The organism is Streptacidiphilus sp. BW17 (assembly GCF_041262485.1).
Taxonomy (GTDB): Bacteria; Actinomycetota; Actinomycetes; order Streptomycetales; family Streptomycetaceae; genus Streptacidiphilus.
Genome location: NZ_JBGCCR010000012.1, coordinates 91,362 through 108,186, shown reverse-complemented (window position 1 = coordinate 108,186; position 16,825 = coordinate 91,362). Strand labels below are relative to the sequence as shown.

15 protein-coding genes are annotated in these 16,825 nt (G+C 68.9%); 13 read left to right on the top strand and 2 right to left on the bottom strand.

Annotated features, from left to right (window positions below):
- Window positions 1–10 precede the first annotated feature (10 nt).
- Genes ABH940_RS17330 through ABH940_RS17310 form a run of 5 tightly spaced genes read left to right on the top strand, consistent with a single transcriptional unit; the run spans window position 11 to window position 6,080 of the window.
- Window positions 11–1,261, top strand: coding sequence for a biotin carboxylase N-terminal domain-containing protein (locus ABH940_RS17330; protein ID WP_370105626.1), 1,251 nt, complete (start codon window positions 11–13; stop codon window positions 1,259–1,261).
- Between the two features lie 32 nt (window positions 1,262–1,293).
- Window positions 1,294–2,163, top strand: a complete 870-nt coding sequence (locus tag ABH940_RS17325; protein ID WP_370105625.1) for a hypothetical protein — start codon at window positions 1,294–1,296, stop codon at window positions 2,161–2,163.
- Window positions 2,164–2,214: 51 nt separating this feature from the next.
- Window positions 2,215–3,525, top strand: coding sequence for a lysine N(6)-hydroxylase/L-ornithine N(5)-oxygenase family protein (locus tag ABH940_RS17320; protein WP_370105624.1), 1,311 nt, complete (start codon window positions 2,215–2,217; stop codon window positions 3,523–3,525).
- A gap of 57 nt (window positions 3,526–3,582) precedes the next feature.
- A complete protein-coding gene (locus tag ABH940_RS17315) occupies window positions 3,583–4,818 on the top strand; it encodes an acetyl-CoA carboxylase biotin carboxylase subunit family protein (protein WP_370105623.1) in 1,236 nt (411 codons plus the stop codon).
- The gene (locus ABH940_RS17310; RefSeq protein ID WP_370105622.1) at window positions 4,815–6,080 is read left to right on the top strand and encodes an MFS transporter; all 1,266 of its coding nucleotides are present in this window, start codon (window positions 4,815–4,817) and stop codon (window positions 6,078–6,080) included. The genes ABH940_RS17315 and ABH940_RS17310 overlap by 4 nt, the downstream gene beginning before the upstream one ends.
- Before the next feature lie 77 nt (window positions 6,081–6,157).
- Here ABH940_RS17310 and ABH940_RS17305 read toward each other — a convergent pair whose 3' ends face one another.
- Window positions 6,158–6,601 (bottom strand): NUDIX hydrolase, encoded by a 444-nt coding sequence (locus ABH940_RS17305; RefSeq protein WP_370105621.1) that lies wholly within the window; start codon window positions 6,599–6,601, stop codon window positions 6,158–6,160.
- Window positions 6,602–7,149: 548 nt separating this feature from the next.
- On the opposite strand from ABH940_RS17305, the gene ABH940_RS17300 reads away from it, so the two are divergent.
- The gene (locus tag ABH940_RS17300; protein ID WP_370105620.1) at window positions 7,150–8,085 is read left to right on the top strand and encodes a DUF5655 domain-containing protein; all 936 of its coding nucleotides are present in this window, start codon (window positions 7,150–7,152) and stop codon (window positions 8,083–8,085) included.
- 95 nt (window positions 8,086–8,180) lie between these two features.
- On the opposite strand, the gene ABH940_RS17295 is transcribed toward ABH940_RS17300, so the two are convergent.
- On the bottom strand, window positions 8,181–8,927 hold the full coding sequence (locus ABH940_RS17295; protein WP_370105619.1) for a site-specific DNA-methyltransferase: 747 nt from the start codon (window positions 8,925–8,927) through the stop codon (window positions 8,181–8,183).
- Window positions 8,928–9,504: 577 nt separating this feature from the next.
- Between ABH940_RS17295 and ABH940_RS17290 the strand changes: the two genes are divergently transcribed.
- From ABH940_RS17290 to ABH940_RS17260, 7 genes are all read left to right on the top strand, one after another.
- The gene (locus ABH940_RS17290; protein WP_370105618.1) at window positions 9,505–10,659 is read left to right on the top strand and encodes a C40 family peptidase; all 1,155 of its coding nucleotides are present in this window, start codon (window positions 9,505–9,507) and stop codon (window positions 10,657–10,659) included.
- A 92-nt stretch (window positions 10,660–10,751) separates the two neighbouring features.
- Complete coding sequence (locus tag ABH940_RS17285) at window positions 10,752–11,060, top strand: DUF6112 family protein (protein WP_370105617.1); 309 nt, start codon at window positions 10,752–10,754, stop codon at window positions 11,058–11,060.
- Between the two features lie 2 nt (window positions 11,061–11,062).
- Window positions 11,063–11,761 carry a hypothetical protein gene (locus ABH940_RS17280; protein ID WP_370105616.1) on the top strand — a complete coding sequence of 233 codons (699 nt, stop codon included), beginning with the start codon at window positions 11,063–11,065 and terminating at the stop codon, window positions 11,759–11,761.
- Between the two features lie 28 nt (window positions 11,762–11,789).
- A complete protein-coding gene (locus ABH940_RS17275; RefSeq protein WP_370105615.1) occupies window positions 11,790–13,166 on the top strand; it encodes an ATP-binding protein in 1,377 nt (458 codons plus the stop codon).
- Window positions 13,167–13,310: 144 nt separating this feature from the next.
- Window positions 13,311–14,774 (top strand): SCO6880 family protein, encoded by a 1,464-nt coding sequence (locus ABH940_RS17270; protein ID WP_370105614.1) that lies wholly within the window; start codon window positions 13,311–13,313, stop codon window positions 14,772–14,774.
- A gap of 34 nt (window positions 14,775–14,808) precedes the next feature.
- Window positions 14,809–15,261: a DUF6238 family protein gene (locus tag ABH940_RS17265; RefSeq protein WP_370105613.1), complete on the top strand. Its 453-nt coding sequence runs from the start codon at window positions 14,809–14,811 to the stop codon at window positions 15,259–15,261.
- A gap of 29 nt (window positions 15,262–15,290) precedes the next feature.
- Complete coding sequence (locus tag ABH940_RS17260) at window positions 15,291–16,796, top strand: ATP-binding protein (protein WP_370105612.1); 1,506 nt, start codon at window positions 15,291–15,293, stop codon at window positions 16,794–16,796.
- The last annotated feature ends 29 nt before the right edge of the window (window positions 16,797–16,825 follow it).

The following is a 16,825-nucleotide window of genomic DNA, read 5'->3' as shown; positions in this document are numbered from 1 at the left end:
GGGCCGAACCATGCCACACGTACTCATCGCGAACCGCGCCGCCATCGCGGTACGCGCCGCCAAGACTCTGCGCGCGCTCGGTGCCACCACTACCGCCGTGGCGGCGGAGACCGACCTGCAGAGCGGACACGTCCGGTCTGCGGACAACCGGGTCGACGTGCCCGGCTGGGGACTGCCTGACACGTACGACTCACCGCGGCGCATGCTCGGGGCTGCGCTGCTGGCCGGAGTCGACGTCGTCTACCCCGGCTACGGCTCGCTCGCGGAGAACGCCGACTTCGTCGCCGGTCTAGAAGCGGCGGGTATCCGCTTCGTGGGGCCAAGTTCCGCCGCACTTCGTCTGGCCGGGAGCAAGGCGGAAGCCATCGCCACTGCAGCCCGCATCGGTGTGCCGGTGCTCGCGCATGCTTCGGCCGTCGGCGTCGCAGAGACGCTCGCCTGCGTCCAGCGGCTCGGGCTCCCGGTGATCCTCAAGCCCGAGCACGGTTACGGAGGCCAGGCCGTGCGGATCGCCCACACCGAGGACCAGGCGCGGCGCGTCGTCGAGGCGAGCCCCGCGACCCACTGGTATGTCGAGGAGTTCCTACCGCACAACCGCGTGATCGGGATCTGCCTCGCGATCACCGAGCGCGGAGAGGTCATCGAGCTCGGCGAGCGCGAGAGTCTGCTCAGCGTCAGCGGGCTCAAACTACTAGAGGCTTCCCCGGTTGCGGGCATCGAGCCGGACATGCTCGACCGGATGCGCGCGGACGCGGTCCGCGTCGCCCGCGAGATCGGCCTGAAGAACGTGATGACGGTCGAGTTCATCGTGGACGAGGACCGGTACTACTTCCTCGAAGTCAACGGCCGGCTCCCGCTTGCCTACCAGATGTCCGAGGCCCAGACCGGGCTCGACCTGGTGGACCTGCAGACGCGCATCGCACGCGGCGAAGCCATCGACCCGTCCACGGTCGCGGTCGACCGAACGATCCACTGCCTCGAGGCGCGCTTCTTCGTACACCCCGACGAATTGACGGACTTCCCCCGCGTCGGCTCCCTGGACCGCCTCCGCTTCGCGGACGTCGACGACATCACCTACGCCTGCTCGATCGACCCGGCCAAGCCGCTCGATTACGAGCTGATCGTCGCCCAGGCGTTGTGCACGGCACTTGAACGGCAAGCCGCCGCCCGCTCTCTGCGCAAAGCGATCGAGAACTCCGAGATCTCCGGCCTGAACTGCTTCCAGGACGAGATCCTCGACCGTCTCAACGCCGAGCGGTAGCCCCAGTACCCGCCACGAAAGGACGCTGTGACATGACATCAGGATTCTCCGTCGCATTCCTCGGTATCGACGGAATCGGCAAGAGCACGCTGTGCCGTGCCTTCGAGGAGGAACTCAAGGCCGCCGGGCACGAGGTTGTCTCGGTCAGCTGGCGCTCCGCGCTCAGTTCCACCTCGGAGCCGTGGCCCGCGGTGCCTCTGCAGCAACTGTGGCTCGAGTCCTTCCGTGCCCTCTACGGCGCGGGTCGACGTGAGGGCCGCGCCGTAGAGATCCCGCGCGGTTACGACATGTGGGAGTCGCTCGGATGCGAGGCCGACCTCGCGTCCGCGCCCGTGGACGGCAACCGGGCGGCGGGGGCGCTGGCAGCCGCGTTCGTGGAACTCTCCGGCAACGTCATCCTCGCCGCCGAGGTTATAAAGCCCGCTCTGGACCGGGGGGCCGTCGTCGTCCAGGAGTCGTATCCGCTCAAGCACGTGCTCAAGGAGCTGGCGGTCGCGGACCGGCTTGCCCACGAGGCGCGGCCGACCGAGCCCTCCGCTGCGGCGGTCGCTGACCTCTCCCGCGTCCTGCGTGGCGCCCTCGACGCTGTCTTCGGTTCCCAGTTGCTCATCCCAGATGTCGGCATCCTCGTCGACGGCCCGGCGGCGTACGCCTACCGCTGGCGCACGGCGCAGAACGGGGCGATCGGTGCTCTCGAGGACTTCGGTGCGGCCGGCGAGCGGAGCGAGGAGTCGTTCCGACTGCTGCAGGAGGAGACGGCGAAGCTCTTCCGCGAGTACGCCGAGAGCTGGGGTTGGCTGCACCACCGCGTCGACGACACCGGACTCGAGGCGAACCTGCGCCGGGGCCTCGACACGCTGAGGGCCCACCCCTTGATCGCCGAACGACTCGCTGCGCGCTGAGTCGGCCCGACCACGCCGCAACGCCATCTTCGTCCAGAACGGAAAACCCTCATGTACGAGTTCGACTTCGTCGGGGTCGGCATCGGCCCGGCTAACCTAAGTCTGGCCGCGCTCGCCGCACCCGTCCCCTCGCTTCGGCCTCGCTTCTACGACCCGAAGCCCGGCTTCTCGTGGCATCCGGGGCTGATGCTGCCCGAGGCGCATTTGCAGGTCTCGGTCCTCAAGGACCTGGTAAGCCTGGTGGACCCGACCAACCCCTTCACCTTCCTCAACTTCCTGGTGAGCGAAGGCCGCGCCTACCGTTCCCTGGTGGCCAACGGCCTCAGCTGCTCACGCCAGGAGTTTGAGCAGTACTACCGCTGGGTCGCGGAGCAACTGCCCACGCTCCGCTGGAACCGGCGTGTCGACGAGGTCACCGTGAACGGCGACCGCTTCGAAGTCGTCTGTGTGGACGGAGAACGGTCCGTCACCGACACCCTCGTCCTCGCCTCCGGCCGCGAGCCGTCGCTTCCCGATTTCGCCGAGCCGCATCGCGGCCGCGACCTGCTACATGGCAGTGACCTGCTCACCGTGCGCCCTGCACTCGCGGGTCGGCGGCTTCTCGTCGTCGGTGCCGGGCAGAGTGGCGCAGAGGTCGTCAACTACGCGCTGAGCGGCGAGGGCGGCATGCCGAGCGCTGTGACCTGGATCTCCGGCCGGGTCGGCTTCCAACCGATCGACGACTCCCCTTTCACCAACGAGTGGTTCGCACCGGATTACGTCGAGCACTTCTACAACCTCAGCCCGGAACGCCGTGAGTTCCTGCTCGGGCACCAGCGCCTGGCGAGTGACGGCGTCTCGGAGTCGCTGCTGAGGAAGATCTACCAGCGGCTCTACCAGCTCGACACAGTGAACGGCGGCGCTGTAGCTCACCGGTTGGCACCGTGCCGTCGAGCCACCGACCTGCGCCGCGAGAACGGCCACTACGTCGTGGGCATCCACGACCTGGACCGCGACGCCCGAGAGGAATGCGCCGCTGACGTCGTCGTGTTCTGCACCGGATACCGCAGTGCACTGCCGAGCTACCTCGACCCGATCCGCGACCGCATCGTCGACACGTCGGGTGAACTCCGCGTCCAGCCCGACTACTCGCTCGACTGGGACGGCCCGAGTGGCTTGCGGATCTTCGTCCAGAACCTTGCCGAGCGCTCCCACGGCATCGCCGACCCCAACCTCAGCCTGGCGTCCTGGCGCAGCGCGAAGATCCTCAACGCGATCGTGGGCCGGGACGAGTACCGCACTGACCACACGCAAAGCGCCACGGCCTGGTCCTCCACCGCCTCCGAACAGTCTCAGCTGGAGCAATTGCTGACCTCGGTCTGACCACCGCCCGAACCCCGGGGCGGATCCGTTCCCCACCTCCGTCCGAAAGGCACCATCTTGAGCACCAGTCAGACCGATCCTGCCGTATTGCTTGTGGGGCGCTTCTACTCGGCTGCTCTGGCCATGCAGCGCCTCAGCTTCCGAGCGATCAACATCGTCACCCCGAGCGACCTCAGCACACTGCATGCCGAGGTGTCACGCGACGACGTCATCGTCGTCTCGGAGACCGACGACATCGGCGAGCTTCTCTCGGCCCTCGCCCGCCATGGCCTTCGCCCCGAGGACTTCCAGGCCATCTACAGTCAGCGCGAGCGGGCCGTAATCGCCGCGAGCGTCCTGGCTCAACTCGGTGGTACTGAAGGCATGTCTGTGCAGGTCGCCCTGGCGCTCCGCGACAAGCAGTTGCAGAAGATCATTGTCCGTGAGGCAGGGATCACTACCGCCCGCAGCCGTGTTGCCGACCAACTCAGTGAGTTCACACCCGGCGACGATTTCGAGCCCTGCGTCATCAAGCCGCTGGATGGCGGCGGCTCACAAGACACACATCTGGTCCGTAGCCATGCGCAGTTCGACGAGCTCTCCGAAAGGATCGGATCCACCGGCCCCTGGCTGATCGAGGAGCTGATCGAAGGCACCGAGATCCACATCGACGGCGTGGTCAAGGACGGCACAGTCACCTTCTTGAGCATCGGCCGGTACCTGCACAACGTGATCTCCATCAAGGATGGGGCGTTCATCGCGTCCGTCCACCTCGATCCCCAGCACGAGTCCGGCCTCTACGCCCGCGCTCATGACCTGGTGCACGCCTCGCTGAACGCACTCGGACACCGCGACGGCAGTTTCCACTTGGAGGCGTTCGAACGCGGTGAGGAACTCGTGTTCAGCGAGTGTGGCGGTCGTATCGGCGGCGGAATGATCCGCGAAGCGGTCGAATGGAAGTACGGCGTCGTGCTGGTCGAGGAGTGGGCTCGCGCTGTCTGCCACATCGAAGAACCGATCGCTGTGACCGTCCGCGAGGGCACCTGCGGCTTCGTGCACCTGCCCACGCCACCCGGCCGCATCTTGCGTATGCCGACGAAGGAGGACCTGCTGGCGATGCCGGGCTGTGTGGCCGCGGACGTATACCAGAAGGCCGGCGGCACGGCGCCCGATGTCTCTCGTGCCTCCAGCGCAAGGGCTGCCCGTGCCCTGGTCAGCGGCCGAGACGCCGACGAGGTGCGCGACCGCATCATCAAGCTCGTCGATTGGTTCCTCAATGCTGTCGAGGTTGAGCCCGTCGGATCCACCAAGTGAGCGGCGGCCGATCGCTGGACTCCGGTCTCCGCGGGTGGTTCCGCCACTACCTCCCGGCTGCGGGAGCCGGGCGCACCTTCTTCTGGATGAGCCTGATCAGTGCGATCGGCACCGGCATGTACGTCACGACCAGTGCGTTGTTCTTCGTCGACTACGTGGGACTGTCCGCGGCCAAGGTCGGCATCGGACTCTCGGTCGGCGGCCTGATCGGGCTGGCATCCGGCATGCCCGTCGGCCGCCTGGCGGACCGGCGGGGACCGCGCGGCATCATGCTGACGACTTTCGCCGTGCAGACGCTGGCGATGGCCGGGCAGATCCTGGTCCACTCGTTCTGGGAGTTCGTCGTTGCGACCATGCTCGTCTCCCTCGGCTCCTCGGCCAACGCGTCGGCGCGCGGTCCGCTGATCCGTGCGGTGGCCCAGGATCACGCCACGACGCTGCGCGCCCAACTCCGCTCCGTGAGCAACCTCGGGCTGATGCTGGGGGCGGCGCTGGCAGGTATCTCGGTGAGCCAGAGCAACAAGGACGTGTACGCCCTGATGGTGCTGGGCAATGCGGCCTCGTTCGGGCTGTGCGCGGTCATGACGCTCAGGCTTCCGGTGATCCCGCCGGTCCCGCCGAAGGGGAACATCGGCAACTGGCAGGCGCTGCGGGACCGCAGATACCTCGGATTCACAGCGATCGCCGTGGTCCAATACCTGCAGATTCCCGTGCTCACCCTGGTCCTGCCACTATGGATCGCCGATCACACCCACGCGCCACGCTGGATGATCAGCGTGATGATCGGGATCAACACCTGTATGGCTGCGGTGCTCCAAGTCCGGGCTGCACGCGGCGTGGACAGTCCCCGTGGGGCGGCCAAGGCCCTGGTGCGGTCGGGCCTCGCGTTTCTCCTGAGCTTCATTGCCATCGCCGGCGCGGCACACCTCCCCGCCGCTGCCGCCACGGTGGTGCTCCTGCTCGCTGCCACCGTCTACACGCTCGGTGAACTGCTGAGCACGGCGGCCTGCTACGAACTCAGCTTCAGCTTGGCGCCGGCAGAGGCCCAGGGCCAGTACATGGGCCTGTATTCGACGGGGACAGGGCTCGGGCGGGTCGTGTCGCCGAGCATCACCGGCGCCCTCTGTCTCAGCTGGGGCGCCTCCGGATGGGTGTGTCTGGGAATCGTCATGCTGCTCGCGGCTGCCGCGGCCTACCCCATCACAGCGATGGCCGCGGACCACGCCCAGCCGGAGCCTGCTGTAGCGGTGTCAACCCGCTAGACATCCGAACGCGTGAGCGCCGCCGGCCCGTGGGGCCGGCGGCGCTCACGCGTCCAGGTCGCATTGCGCGGACTGGCTCACTGCGGTGAAGTTGCTCCAGCCCTCAGGAGCCGAAGCCCGTCGATGGCCGCAGGAGAGAGAGCCGACTCCTGCAGGGCTGCCAGCGGGAACCAGTCCACGTCGGCAGTGGATCCGCCAACCTCGACGACTGTCGGCGCGTCAGACTTGAGGTCGACGGTATAGAACAGGGCGACCAGATGCCAGTCCACCCCGTTCCTGCGGACAGCGTACGCGTGCGCGGCCACCAACCGGGCATCGACGAGCTCCAGTCCCGCTTCCTCCTGAAGCTCACGAGCCAGCGCCGCCTCAGGCTGCTCGCCCGGGTCGATCCCACCGCCGGGCAGATGCCACAGACCTGGCGTGAAGATCGGCGAAGCGTCCGACAAGCGGGTCAGCAAAAGCTGACCATCATTCACGGCGAGCGCGTAGGCCGATACACGAGTCTCCTTGCGAGGCTCCATGCCGACTCCCTCCCAAAAGCACGATGCCAACGTGGAAACTCTAGTCCACATGATCGGATCTGGGGTGCCGACAAATCGTCCGGCCAGGTCAAGGCCGTGATCGCTGGGTACCGGTCATTGCCCGGTCGGCTGTTCGGCGGCGGGAGAGGGCAGCAGGATGATCTCTCGTGCTACTGCGCCTGGTCTACCTTGCTGCCACCAACACTGAGAGCGTGGTGGTGAACCGGTCTGTAGCTCGATGACCAGCGGCTTTCGGGTGGTCGCGGTGTCGGGGCACCTGGATGGACCTCACCACTCGCCAACCTGGGTAGATAGACGATGGGGAGCTGAACCCTCTTCTCCAGGGCATAGGTCAGCTCCCGTACCTGCCCGGCGAAGCCCGCAGCGCGCGGTAACGCTTCGCCCCCTCATGTCGTCGGCAACATCCCTGGCATGCGGGTACGCAGCCCTGGGAGCTGGCGAAAGAGCTGTGTCGGCTGAACGGATGAGGAATACCCAAAGCCTCCCGCTGATTGGTTCTCTTGCAGAGATCACAGGAGGGGGCGCTGGTGGCCGAGCTCATGTTGTTCCGGCGGGACGCGGACGGGCGGGACGTCGAGCTGCCCGGTTCGACGGTCGCGCTGGAGATGGAATTGCAGCGGCGGGTCGAGGCTGGCCTGGAGGCGATGCTCAGCATCCGGTTCCTGGCGTCGGAGTACCCGACGGGGCCGTGGCACCGGGGGCGGATCGACACCTTGGGGCTGGACGAGAACGGCAGCCCGGTGGTGATCGAGTACAAGAAGGGGTCGGGCAACGGGGTGATGTCGCAAGCCGTCTCCTATCTGTCCTGGCTGGACTCCGCACACCACGAAGTCGAGGCGCTCGTCCGGAAGATGCTGGGGCCAGAGGCAGCTGAGACCATCGACTGGCGCCGCCCGCGGATGATCTGCATCGCGGCCAGCTTCTCCCACCACGATCGCGTGGCCGTACAGCGGCTGCCCGAGCGCATCGACCTGGTGCGCTACCGCGTCTTCGAGGGCGGCTTGCTGAGCCTGCTGCTGGTGGACTCCTCGCCCGGCTCGGCGAACACTCCCTCGGCCCGGCGGACCAGGGAGCGGGACGCCGCGGTCACGAGCCCGCCGACGGCCCCGGCGACTTCCACGCCGGCGGGCCCTAGTCTCGTCCCGGAGTGTCTGCGGGACCTGTACGCCGAGTTGGACGAGGCGCTCACCGCGTGGGGCGAGGTGGAGGTGGCTCCGCTCCGGCACTACATCGCCTACCGCCGGATGGTGAACCTCGCCTCAGTGATCTTCCGTCCGAAGCACGAGGCGATCCTCGTCTACCTCCGGCTGGACCCGGACACGGTCGCGCTGGAGGAGGGTTTCTCCCGCGATATGCGCGGCACCGGCCACCTCGGCACGGGCGACCTGGAGGTCCGCATCTCCTCGGCCGCGGACCTGGAGAAGGCCGGACCACTGATCAGGCGGGCGTTCGAGGCTGCCTGACGCAAGAGGAAGGGCGGCTGGCGCATCGGCTTCTCGATGCACCAGCCGCCCTGTCATGTCTGCGGTCCGTCTGCCTGGTCTGCTCGTTCTCATGCTCACGCCTCCGGTCCGGCCAGGACGAAGTCCTTCTGGCTCAGTTCCGCCTGGAGCCTTCGCTCGGCGACGGCGGCGTAGTGCGACGAGAGTTCGGCTCCGACGAACTGCCGGCCTTCGCGCAGGGCGGCGACTCCCGTGGAGCCGGATCCGGTGAAGGGGTCGAGCACGGTGCCGCCTTCGGGGCAGATCTGGACAAGTTGCTGCATGATCTCGACTGGCTTCTGGGTGATGTGGACGCGGTCCTTGCGGGGCTGGGAGGCGATGAAGTGGCCGGGCAGGTAGATGTCCCGGTCCTTGTTGAGGGTGCCCTTGACGCCCCAGGTGATGAGCTCGGCGGACTGCTTGAAGCCGCCCTTGCGGGGTCGGCTGGCGGGCTTGATCCACGGGATCGTGCCCTGCCAGGTCCAGCCCGCCATCTGCAGGGCGTCGGACGTGGTGGGTTCCTGGCGCCAGTCCGTGAAGACCATGGCGACGGAGTGCTCGGTGGATGCCCGGTAGGCCTCGGTGAGCAGTTCGGTGAGCCAGCTTCGGTAGGAGCGCTGGTCGCGGTTCTCGCCGGGGAAGTTCTGCAGGTCGTGGGCGGATCCGCTGGTGACGTACTTGGCGCGCGCAGTTCGGCTAGTGCGGTCCGAGCTGGTGCGTCCGCCGGAGTTGTAGGGCGGGTCGGTGATGACGGCGTTGACGCTCTCGTCGGGGAGGGTCTTCAGCACGGTGAGGGCGTCGCCTCGGTGCAGCGTGTAGCTCATGTGCGGGGCCTCTTTCAGGGCACGGCGAGTCTGAGCCCGCTCTCCGCGACGCTCAACAGCGGTCACTCGGAGTGGGGTTGCGCCGGAGGTTAGCCGCGCTTTCCGGCCGCACCTAACGGACCACGGCGCGCTCGGAGCCCTGGTTCGGCAGCCGTTTGGTGCGGCCGGATTCCCGGTCTACTGTCTCGCCATGTCACCGGGACGGAGCCTCGCTCCACCCCAGTTGACCTGTGCTTATCCATGCCACCCTGTCCAATTGGGCGGCGGAGATGGCACGTTGCTGAATCGATTCTCGACGCCGTGAGGAGATCCGGTGTATCGCCTGAGATTACGAGCGCGGCCGGCTGCCGCGCGTGACCCGAGACCGGCGTCCGGGAGCTACCAACTCCCCTGACCCGGGCCCGCCCTGAGGGGCGGATTCACATCGGCGCGGTGCCGACGGCTTTGCACGAGAGGTCGGCGCCGCGCCTCCTACGAACCCGCGAGGAGCCGCTGCGATGCAGCACGCCCTGATGCACCCACGCCCCGACCCGATCCCGCACCGCCGACTCGTCTCTTCCCAGCAGTGGCGACGGCCGTGAAGAAGACCGCGGGAGCCGCCGTCGGCCTCTTCGCGTGCGGTCCGCTGCTGCTGGCGGTTCCGATCCTCGCCGTAGGTGCCGCCACTGCTTCGGCCACCTGCTCGACTGGTGGTACAACGGCTGTGGATACCGCAGCCGTCGCCACTCAGGTGAAGGCGATCCTGGAAGAAGGCGGCAAGGGGACGGTCTCGGTGCCCGGTCTGGACGACCCGGCCGAGCAGGTGCCCAATGCGAAGACCATCGCGGCCACCGGCGTCGCGATGAGCATCCCGGCCCGGGGCCAGATCGTGGCGCTGGCGACCGCCTTGCAGGAGAGCGGCCTTCGGAACCTGCCCTACGGGGACCGTGATTCGCTGGGCCTGTTCCAGCAGCGGCCTTCCCAGGGTTGGGGGACGGCCAGCGAGATCCTGGACCCAGTGCATGCCAGCACCGCGTTCTACACCGCGTTGGAGAAGGTCTCCGGGTGGCAGTCGATGACCGTCACCCAAGCCGCGCAGGCGGTACAACAGTCCGGGTTCCCAGACGCCTACGCCAAGTGGGAACCCTTGGCGACAGCCTTGCAGAAGGCCATCGCCCCGCTCTTGGCACCAGCGGCCGGAGCCGCGCCGAGCCCGTCCCCCTCGGGTTCCGGTGGCATCAGCGCTGCTCCTCCCAGCGCCGCTGATGGTTGTTCGAGTGGCGGGGATGGATCGGGCTTCGGCACGATCCCGGCCGGCGCGGCACCGGCCGGGTACGCGATCCCGGCGAGCTCTCCGCCGCAGGTGCAGACGGCGATCCGGTGGGCGATGGGCCAGCTCGGCACCCCGTACCAGTGGGGCGGCAGCTGTACCAACTCCCATGGGGTGGACCCGATGGGGCGCTGCGACTGCTCGTCACTGATGCAGCAGGCGTACAAGGCGGCCGGGGTCACGTTGACTCGGACGACGTTCACGCAGGTCACCGAAGGCAAACCTGTCTCGGTGGACGCCCTGCAGCCCGGCGACCTGGTCTTCACCGCCGGGTCCGACGGCACGGCGGCCAACCCGGGTCACGTCGGGATGTACATGGGCGACGGATTGATCATCAACGCGCCGCACAGCGGGGCGGTCGTCTCCGTCGAGTCCCTGGCGTCGTGGCGTTCCCAGATCGTGGCGGTCCGCCGCGTCGTCTGACCGATTCCGCTTCTCCTTCCCTTCTTTTCTCCTTGCATCGCTGCTTCGCCCTGCTCGGGCTTCAGCATGCCCAGAACCAACCTGGAGTTCCTATGTATCTCGCCGACAAGGCGATTCAGCTCGCCTACGACCCCGGCATCAAGCCCAACGAAGGCGGCCTGCCGGGCCTTCCGGTCCTCAAGGAGGTGATGGGCTCGGTCAACCTGTTCGCCATCATCGCCGTGGTCGGAGCGCTCGCGGTGAGCGCGGGCGTGTGGGCCTGGGGCCACCACTCCGGTGGCCACCAGGCCGAGGCCAACGGCAAGAAGGGCGTGCTGGTCTGCGCCGGCGCGGCCCTGCTGCTCGGTGCTGCGAACGGCGTGGTGGCGTTCTTCTCGACGCTCGGTTCGCAGGTGCACTGATCATGCAGAATCGTTTCCTCGCCCACGATTCCGGTCGTGGCCGCGCATCGCGTGTGCGTAGCCGGGCGCTGCTCGCGACCATGGTCCTTTTGGTGCTCGTCGCCGTCGCGGGCTTGGTCGCCTACCTCACTCGCGACGACAGGTCCCCTTCCAAGGTCCCTGTTGCGACGCCGAGTTCGCCCTCCCGTCTCACTCCGGCAGCGTCGCCGAGCGGTACGCCACCGACTGGGCACCGTGGTGCTCTTCCTGTCCCGCCGGTGACGCACGATCCGATCGTGTTCGGGAAGGCCGCAGCGGCGGCGCTGTGGTCGTACGACACGCGTGCCTACCCGCAGCCGCAGTTCGTGGCTGCCCTGCACGGGTGGCTGACCAAGGAGTCCGCGTATGCGGACCCCGCCTCGGTCGATGCGCTCGTGCCCTCGGCCGCGCTGTGGCAGGAGATGGCCGGCAACGGCCAGTTCGCCACCGCCAACGTGGCCGAGGGCCACTTCCCGGCTGCGTTCACGCAGGCCCTGCAGGCGAATCCCGGGGCGCTGACCACTGCGTACATCTACGCCGTGACGGTCTCCGGCACGCAGTCCATCGGCTGGTACGGCTCCCCCGCCGGGGGCTCCGAGGGCCGGACCGCCACCCTCGCGGTGCAGTGCCGCCCGTCCCACCCGTGCGCGCTGGCCGGTGTCCTGCCTGCCGTCGCGCCCTGACCCCGACCCGAGTTAAGGAGGTATCACTGTGGGAGTGTGCGACTTGCCCTTGATGGGCACCGTCTGCGACACCGTCGACTTCGCCAGCAACCCCGGCGGCGCCGTCACCGCTGGCATCGGGGCGTGGATCGCGAAGTCCGCGGGTGAGCTTGCCGCCAGCGCGGCCGACCTGGCGGCCAAGGCCGTCAACGCCACGACCGCGATCGATCTGAACGCCGGTTGGTTCCGGGCCAACTACGAGCTTCTGCTGCCGATCGGGCTCGCGCTGACGGTCGGGACGTTCTGCATCCAGTTGATGTTCGCTGCCTGGCGCCGGGACGAGCGCGCCCTCGCGCAGGCTGCGATCGGGACCATGACCGGGGTCCTGTTCTCCTTCTGCGCCGTAGCGTTCACCTCGGTCGCTGTGACCGTGGTCGACGCCCTCAGTGCCGGGTTGTTCCAGGCGGCCAACACCTCGGAGGGCGATGCGATCCGTCGCGTCGTCAAGGTCACTGAGCTGGGGGCGATGTACAGCCTGGGCTGGGCGGTCCCGGCTCTGGTCGGCCTGGGGTGCGCGATCGGGGCGTTCTTGTACTGGGGCGTCATGGTCGCCCGCAAGGTCGGTGTCCTGATCCTGGTCGCGCTGGCGGTGTTCGCCGGCTCGGGCGGGGGCTGGGAGGTCGCCAAGCGCTGGCGCAGGGGATGGATCGAGGCCACCGCCACGCTGGTCGTCTCGAAGTTGCTGATGACCGTGGTCTTCCTGATCGGGGTCTCGGCGATGGGCAAGTCCGACGCCCACGACGGCATGTCCGCCCTTTCGGATGCGCTGGCCGGGATCGTGGTGATGGTCCTGGTGCTGCTCTGCCCTTACGCCACTTACAAGTTCGTCCACTGGGCGTCCGACGGCGGCGGCCACGACGACGTGCACCGTGCCGGCGTCGGCGGCATAGCTGTCGGCGCGGGGGCGGTGAAGACCGCGGGCAGCCTCGCCATGCAGGCCCGCCTGGGTGCGCCGGCTCCGCAGGGACCGGGCCAGGTTCCCGGCGCGGGCGCGGACGGTGTCGCCTCCGGCATCAACCCGTCGGGCGGAAACCTGAGCAAGGAGGGCATCGACGCCGGACCGCCCACGGCACGGACGAGCTTCCGCTATGGCGAGGACCAGAACGCCTCCGGTGACAGGGGCCGGGCCCTGGTCCAGCGTCCCGGCATCCCGCCGCTCATCGCCCGGCCCAGCCGGGCGTCCGCAGCAGAGTCGTCGGGGCGCGACAGCGGATCCGGTCTGCTCGCCAGCGCACCGGCACCGGGCGGTGGCATGACTCAGGTCGGGGACGCTGCGCCGACTGGCCCGTCCAGTGGTCCATTTGCCGCTGGGTCCGCGACGCCGACGCGGTGGGTGTTCCCCGACCAGCCGCCATCCCGGTCCTGACCGACCCTCATCCAGGGGCGGGCTGGTCCTCCCAGCCCGCCCCTGCCTCCACTGTCGATCACCTGAAACGGAATCCTTCGCCATGACTTCCGGAAGAGCACCGCGCGTACCGCCCCCCACCCGCCCTCACCGTCTGGAACCACCATGCCCGCAACACCCCAAACGGCAGCCACCGTCACGTTCCCGCACCGCTCACGGCGCGGCATCCTGCTCGGCCTGACCGCACCCCAACTGCTCACCGTCGCCCTGACCGGCCTGCTGCTGCTCGCCGTGATCCTCACGCGCAGCGTGGCCGGCGCTCTCGAATTCGTCCCCCTGTGGGGCACCATCGGCGCGTTCGTCTTCGTCCGCTACCGGGGCCGGGCGCTGGCCGACTGGACTCCGATCATCACCCGGTACCTCCTGCGTCGGATGCGGGGCCAGGTTGTCTGGCTGGCACAGCCTTCGCGCCGCCCGGTCCGCGAGGGACTGCTGCACCTGCCCGGCACGGCGGCCAGCCTGCGCGTGGTCACCGCGCCCGACCGCCGGTACGGTGCGGTCCACAACCCTCACACCGGCACGCTGGCCGCCGTGGTCAAGGTGTCTTCCCGCGCCTACGCGCTGCTCGACCCGGGTACCCAGAACGCCAACGTCAACGCCTGGGGACGCGCCCTTGCGGCGCTGGCCCGCACCGGTCATGTCGCCCGCATCCAGGTGATCGAGCGCACCGTCCCGGACTCCGGCGACGCACTGCGCCGCTACTGGGAGGAACACGGCCGACCGAACGCGCCTGTGGCGGGGGCGATCTACAGCGAGCTGATCGCCAGCGCCGGACCGGCCGCGGCTCCACACGAGGCATACGTCGCCGTCTCCCTGGACGCGAAGGCGGCGCGGCGGGTAATCAACCAGGCCGGTGGCGGTCTGACCGGGGCGTTCAGTGTGCTGGCGCAGCTGACCTCGACCTTCGACCAGGCCGCCCGCACGGCCGGGCTCAACCCCACCGGCTGGCTGAGCGCCCGCGAGATCGCGGCCGTCGTGCGGACCGCATACGACCCCAAGTCCCTTGCCTCACTCGACCGCTGGTCCACCGGAACCCGGCCGGAAGCCGAGACGGCCGCTGGCGGTCCGGTCGTGATGGTCGAGAAGGGCGATCACATCGCGACGGACTCGGCCGTGCACGCCACGTACTGGGTCGAGAACTGGCCCCGCACCGAGACCTCTGCCGGGTTCCTGCACCAGCTCCTGTTCACTGCCGGGGTGAGGCGCACCCTGTCGCTGTCCTACGAGCCGAAGGGCCTGGACGCCGCCTTGCGCGATGTGCAGCGCAAGAAGGCGTCCGTGATCGCCGATGCCGCCGAGCGCGCCCGGCGCGGCCAGGTCGACTCCGAGGCGGACGCGATCGAGTACCAGGACATCAAGTCCCGTGAGCGCCAGCTCATCGCGGGCCACGCGGACGTGGCCCTGACCGGCCTGCTGACAGTCTCCGCCGACACCGAGGAAAAACTGCGTTCCGCCTGCGCGGTCGTGGAGACCGCGGCCGTCGGCGCCCAGCTCGACCTTCGGCCGCTCACCTGGCAGCAGGCCGAGGCGTTCACCGCCGCCGCTCTGCCGCTCGCCCTCGCCGCCTGACGGCCCTCCACCCCCGTTTCGAAAGAGCACCGTGATGTCCCGCACCCCTAGTACGACCGCGCAGGACTTCGTGCCCTTCGCCACCGCCGCGCTCGACTTCCACCGCGCGCTCAACATCCCCGCAGGCCCGCTGGTCACCACCCGCGCCGAGCTGGACGCCCTGCACTCGCACCTCGTCTCGCTGCACGGCCTGCTCGACGCCCACACCGACCGGACCGGCGGTCTCGTCCCCATCGAGGGCGACCAGCTCCACGCTGCCCGCACCCGGATCTGGCAGGCCGCCGACCACGTCCACGCCGCCTACCACGCGGCACCGCGGCCGGACTGCGGCGAGATCCCGGACCGCGAGGCGTGCCACGCCGGACTCCCCGAGGGGGCACCCGAGCTGACCATCTGCCAGCGCCACCAACGCGCCGCCCACCTGGTCCGCCGCCGAACCACCCCAGCTGACCTGCACGCGCCGTTCACCGGCCTGCGTCGGCACTGATCCCGCAACTTCCCTCTGGAGAAACGTTCATGCCCCGCACCCGCGCCACGGCCTCCCCCTTGTTTGTCCCTCGAAAGGCGTCACCTGCCCAGCAGCGTGCCGCCCGCGCGGACTTCACCGAGGCCCGCCACAAGGCCCGCCGCGCCGCAGCCCCGCCGAAGCGCCACCGCGAGGCGACCACTGACCCCGAACTGCGTCCGACCTACGCTGCGTCCGGGCGCCCCGGACCCGCATCGGCTCGTGGCGGCAAGCTCCGCCTGCCCGCCCACCGGATGACCACCGCCACCGTCTCCGGGGCCTATCCCTTCCTCGCCGAAGGCGGTCTGGGCGCGGAGGGGATCTTCATCGGCCGCGACGTCCACGCAGAGGCGGCGTTCTGCTTCGACCCCTTCTCGCTCTACTCCAGCGGCCGGATCGAGGGCTTCACCAACCCGAACGCAGTCCTGGCCGGGATCATCGGCATGGGCAAGTCGGCGCTCGCCAAGTCCATCGCTACCAGGGCCATCGCCCACGGCTACCGCGTCTACGTCCCCTGCGATCCCAAGGGCGAGTGGACCACCGTCGCCCGGGCACTCGGCGGCTACAGCATCGCCCTCGGGCCCGGGCTTCCCGGCCGGTTGAACCCCCTGGACGCTCCGACCCGGCCCGCCTCCGTGAGCGAGGACGACTGGGTGGCCGAGGTCCGCAAGCGCCGCCTCCTGCTCCTGGCGGGACTTGCCCGCACCGTGCTCAAGCGCGACCTGTTGCCGATGGAGCACACCGCCCTGGACCTCGCACTCGACCTGGTCGTCGCCGACGCCGAAGCCAACGCAACGGTGCCGCTGCTGGGCGAGATCGCCCAAGTCCTCGGCTCTCCCGAGCGCCTGGACCGCGCACTCGGCGACCAGGGCGGGCGCATGGGGCTCGCCGCTCAGGACCTCGCGCACGCCCTGCGCCGACTCGTGCACGGCGACCTGTCCGGCATGTTCGACGCCCCGAGCACCGTGGCGTTCGACCCCAGCACGCCGATGCTGTCCATCGACCTCTCCCGCCTCGGCGGCTCCAGCGACGACACCGCCCTCGTGCTCGCGATGACCTGCGCCTCGGCCTGGATGGAGTCCGCGCTCGCCGACCCAGGCGGCGGCCGACGCTGGGTCATCTACGACGAGGCCTGGCGCGTGATGCGCCACGTCGGCCTGCTGGAACGCATGCAGTCCCAGTGGAAGCTCAGCCGTGGCCTCGGCATCGCCAACCTGATGATCATCCACCGACTGTCCGACCTACTCAGCGCGGGCGACGCCGGCTCACGCGGCCGAGTCCTGGCCGAAGGCCTCCTCGCCGACTGCTCCACCCGCATCATCTACCGCCAAGAACCCGACCAACTCGCAGCCGCCGCTTCCCTCCTCGGCCTGACCGGCGTCGAGACCCAGGCCGTGGCCGCCCTCACCAAGGGGCGCGGGCTCTGGAAAGTCGCAGGTCGGAGCTTCATCACGCAGCACATCCTGCACCCGGCCGAACGCGAGCTGTTCGACACCGACAGCCGCATGAGCGCCTGAACTAGCCTTATTCAGAAGGAAATTGACTA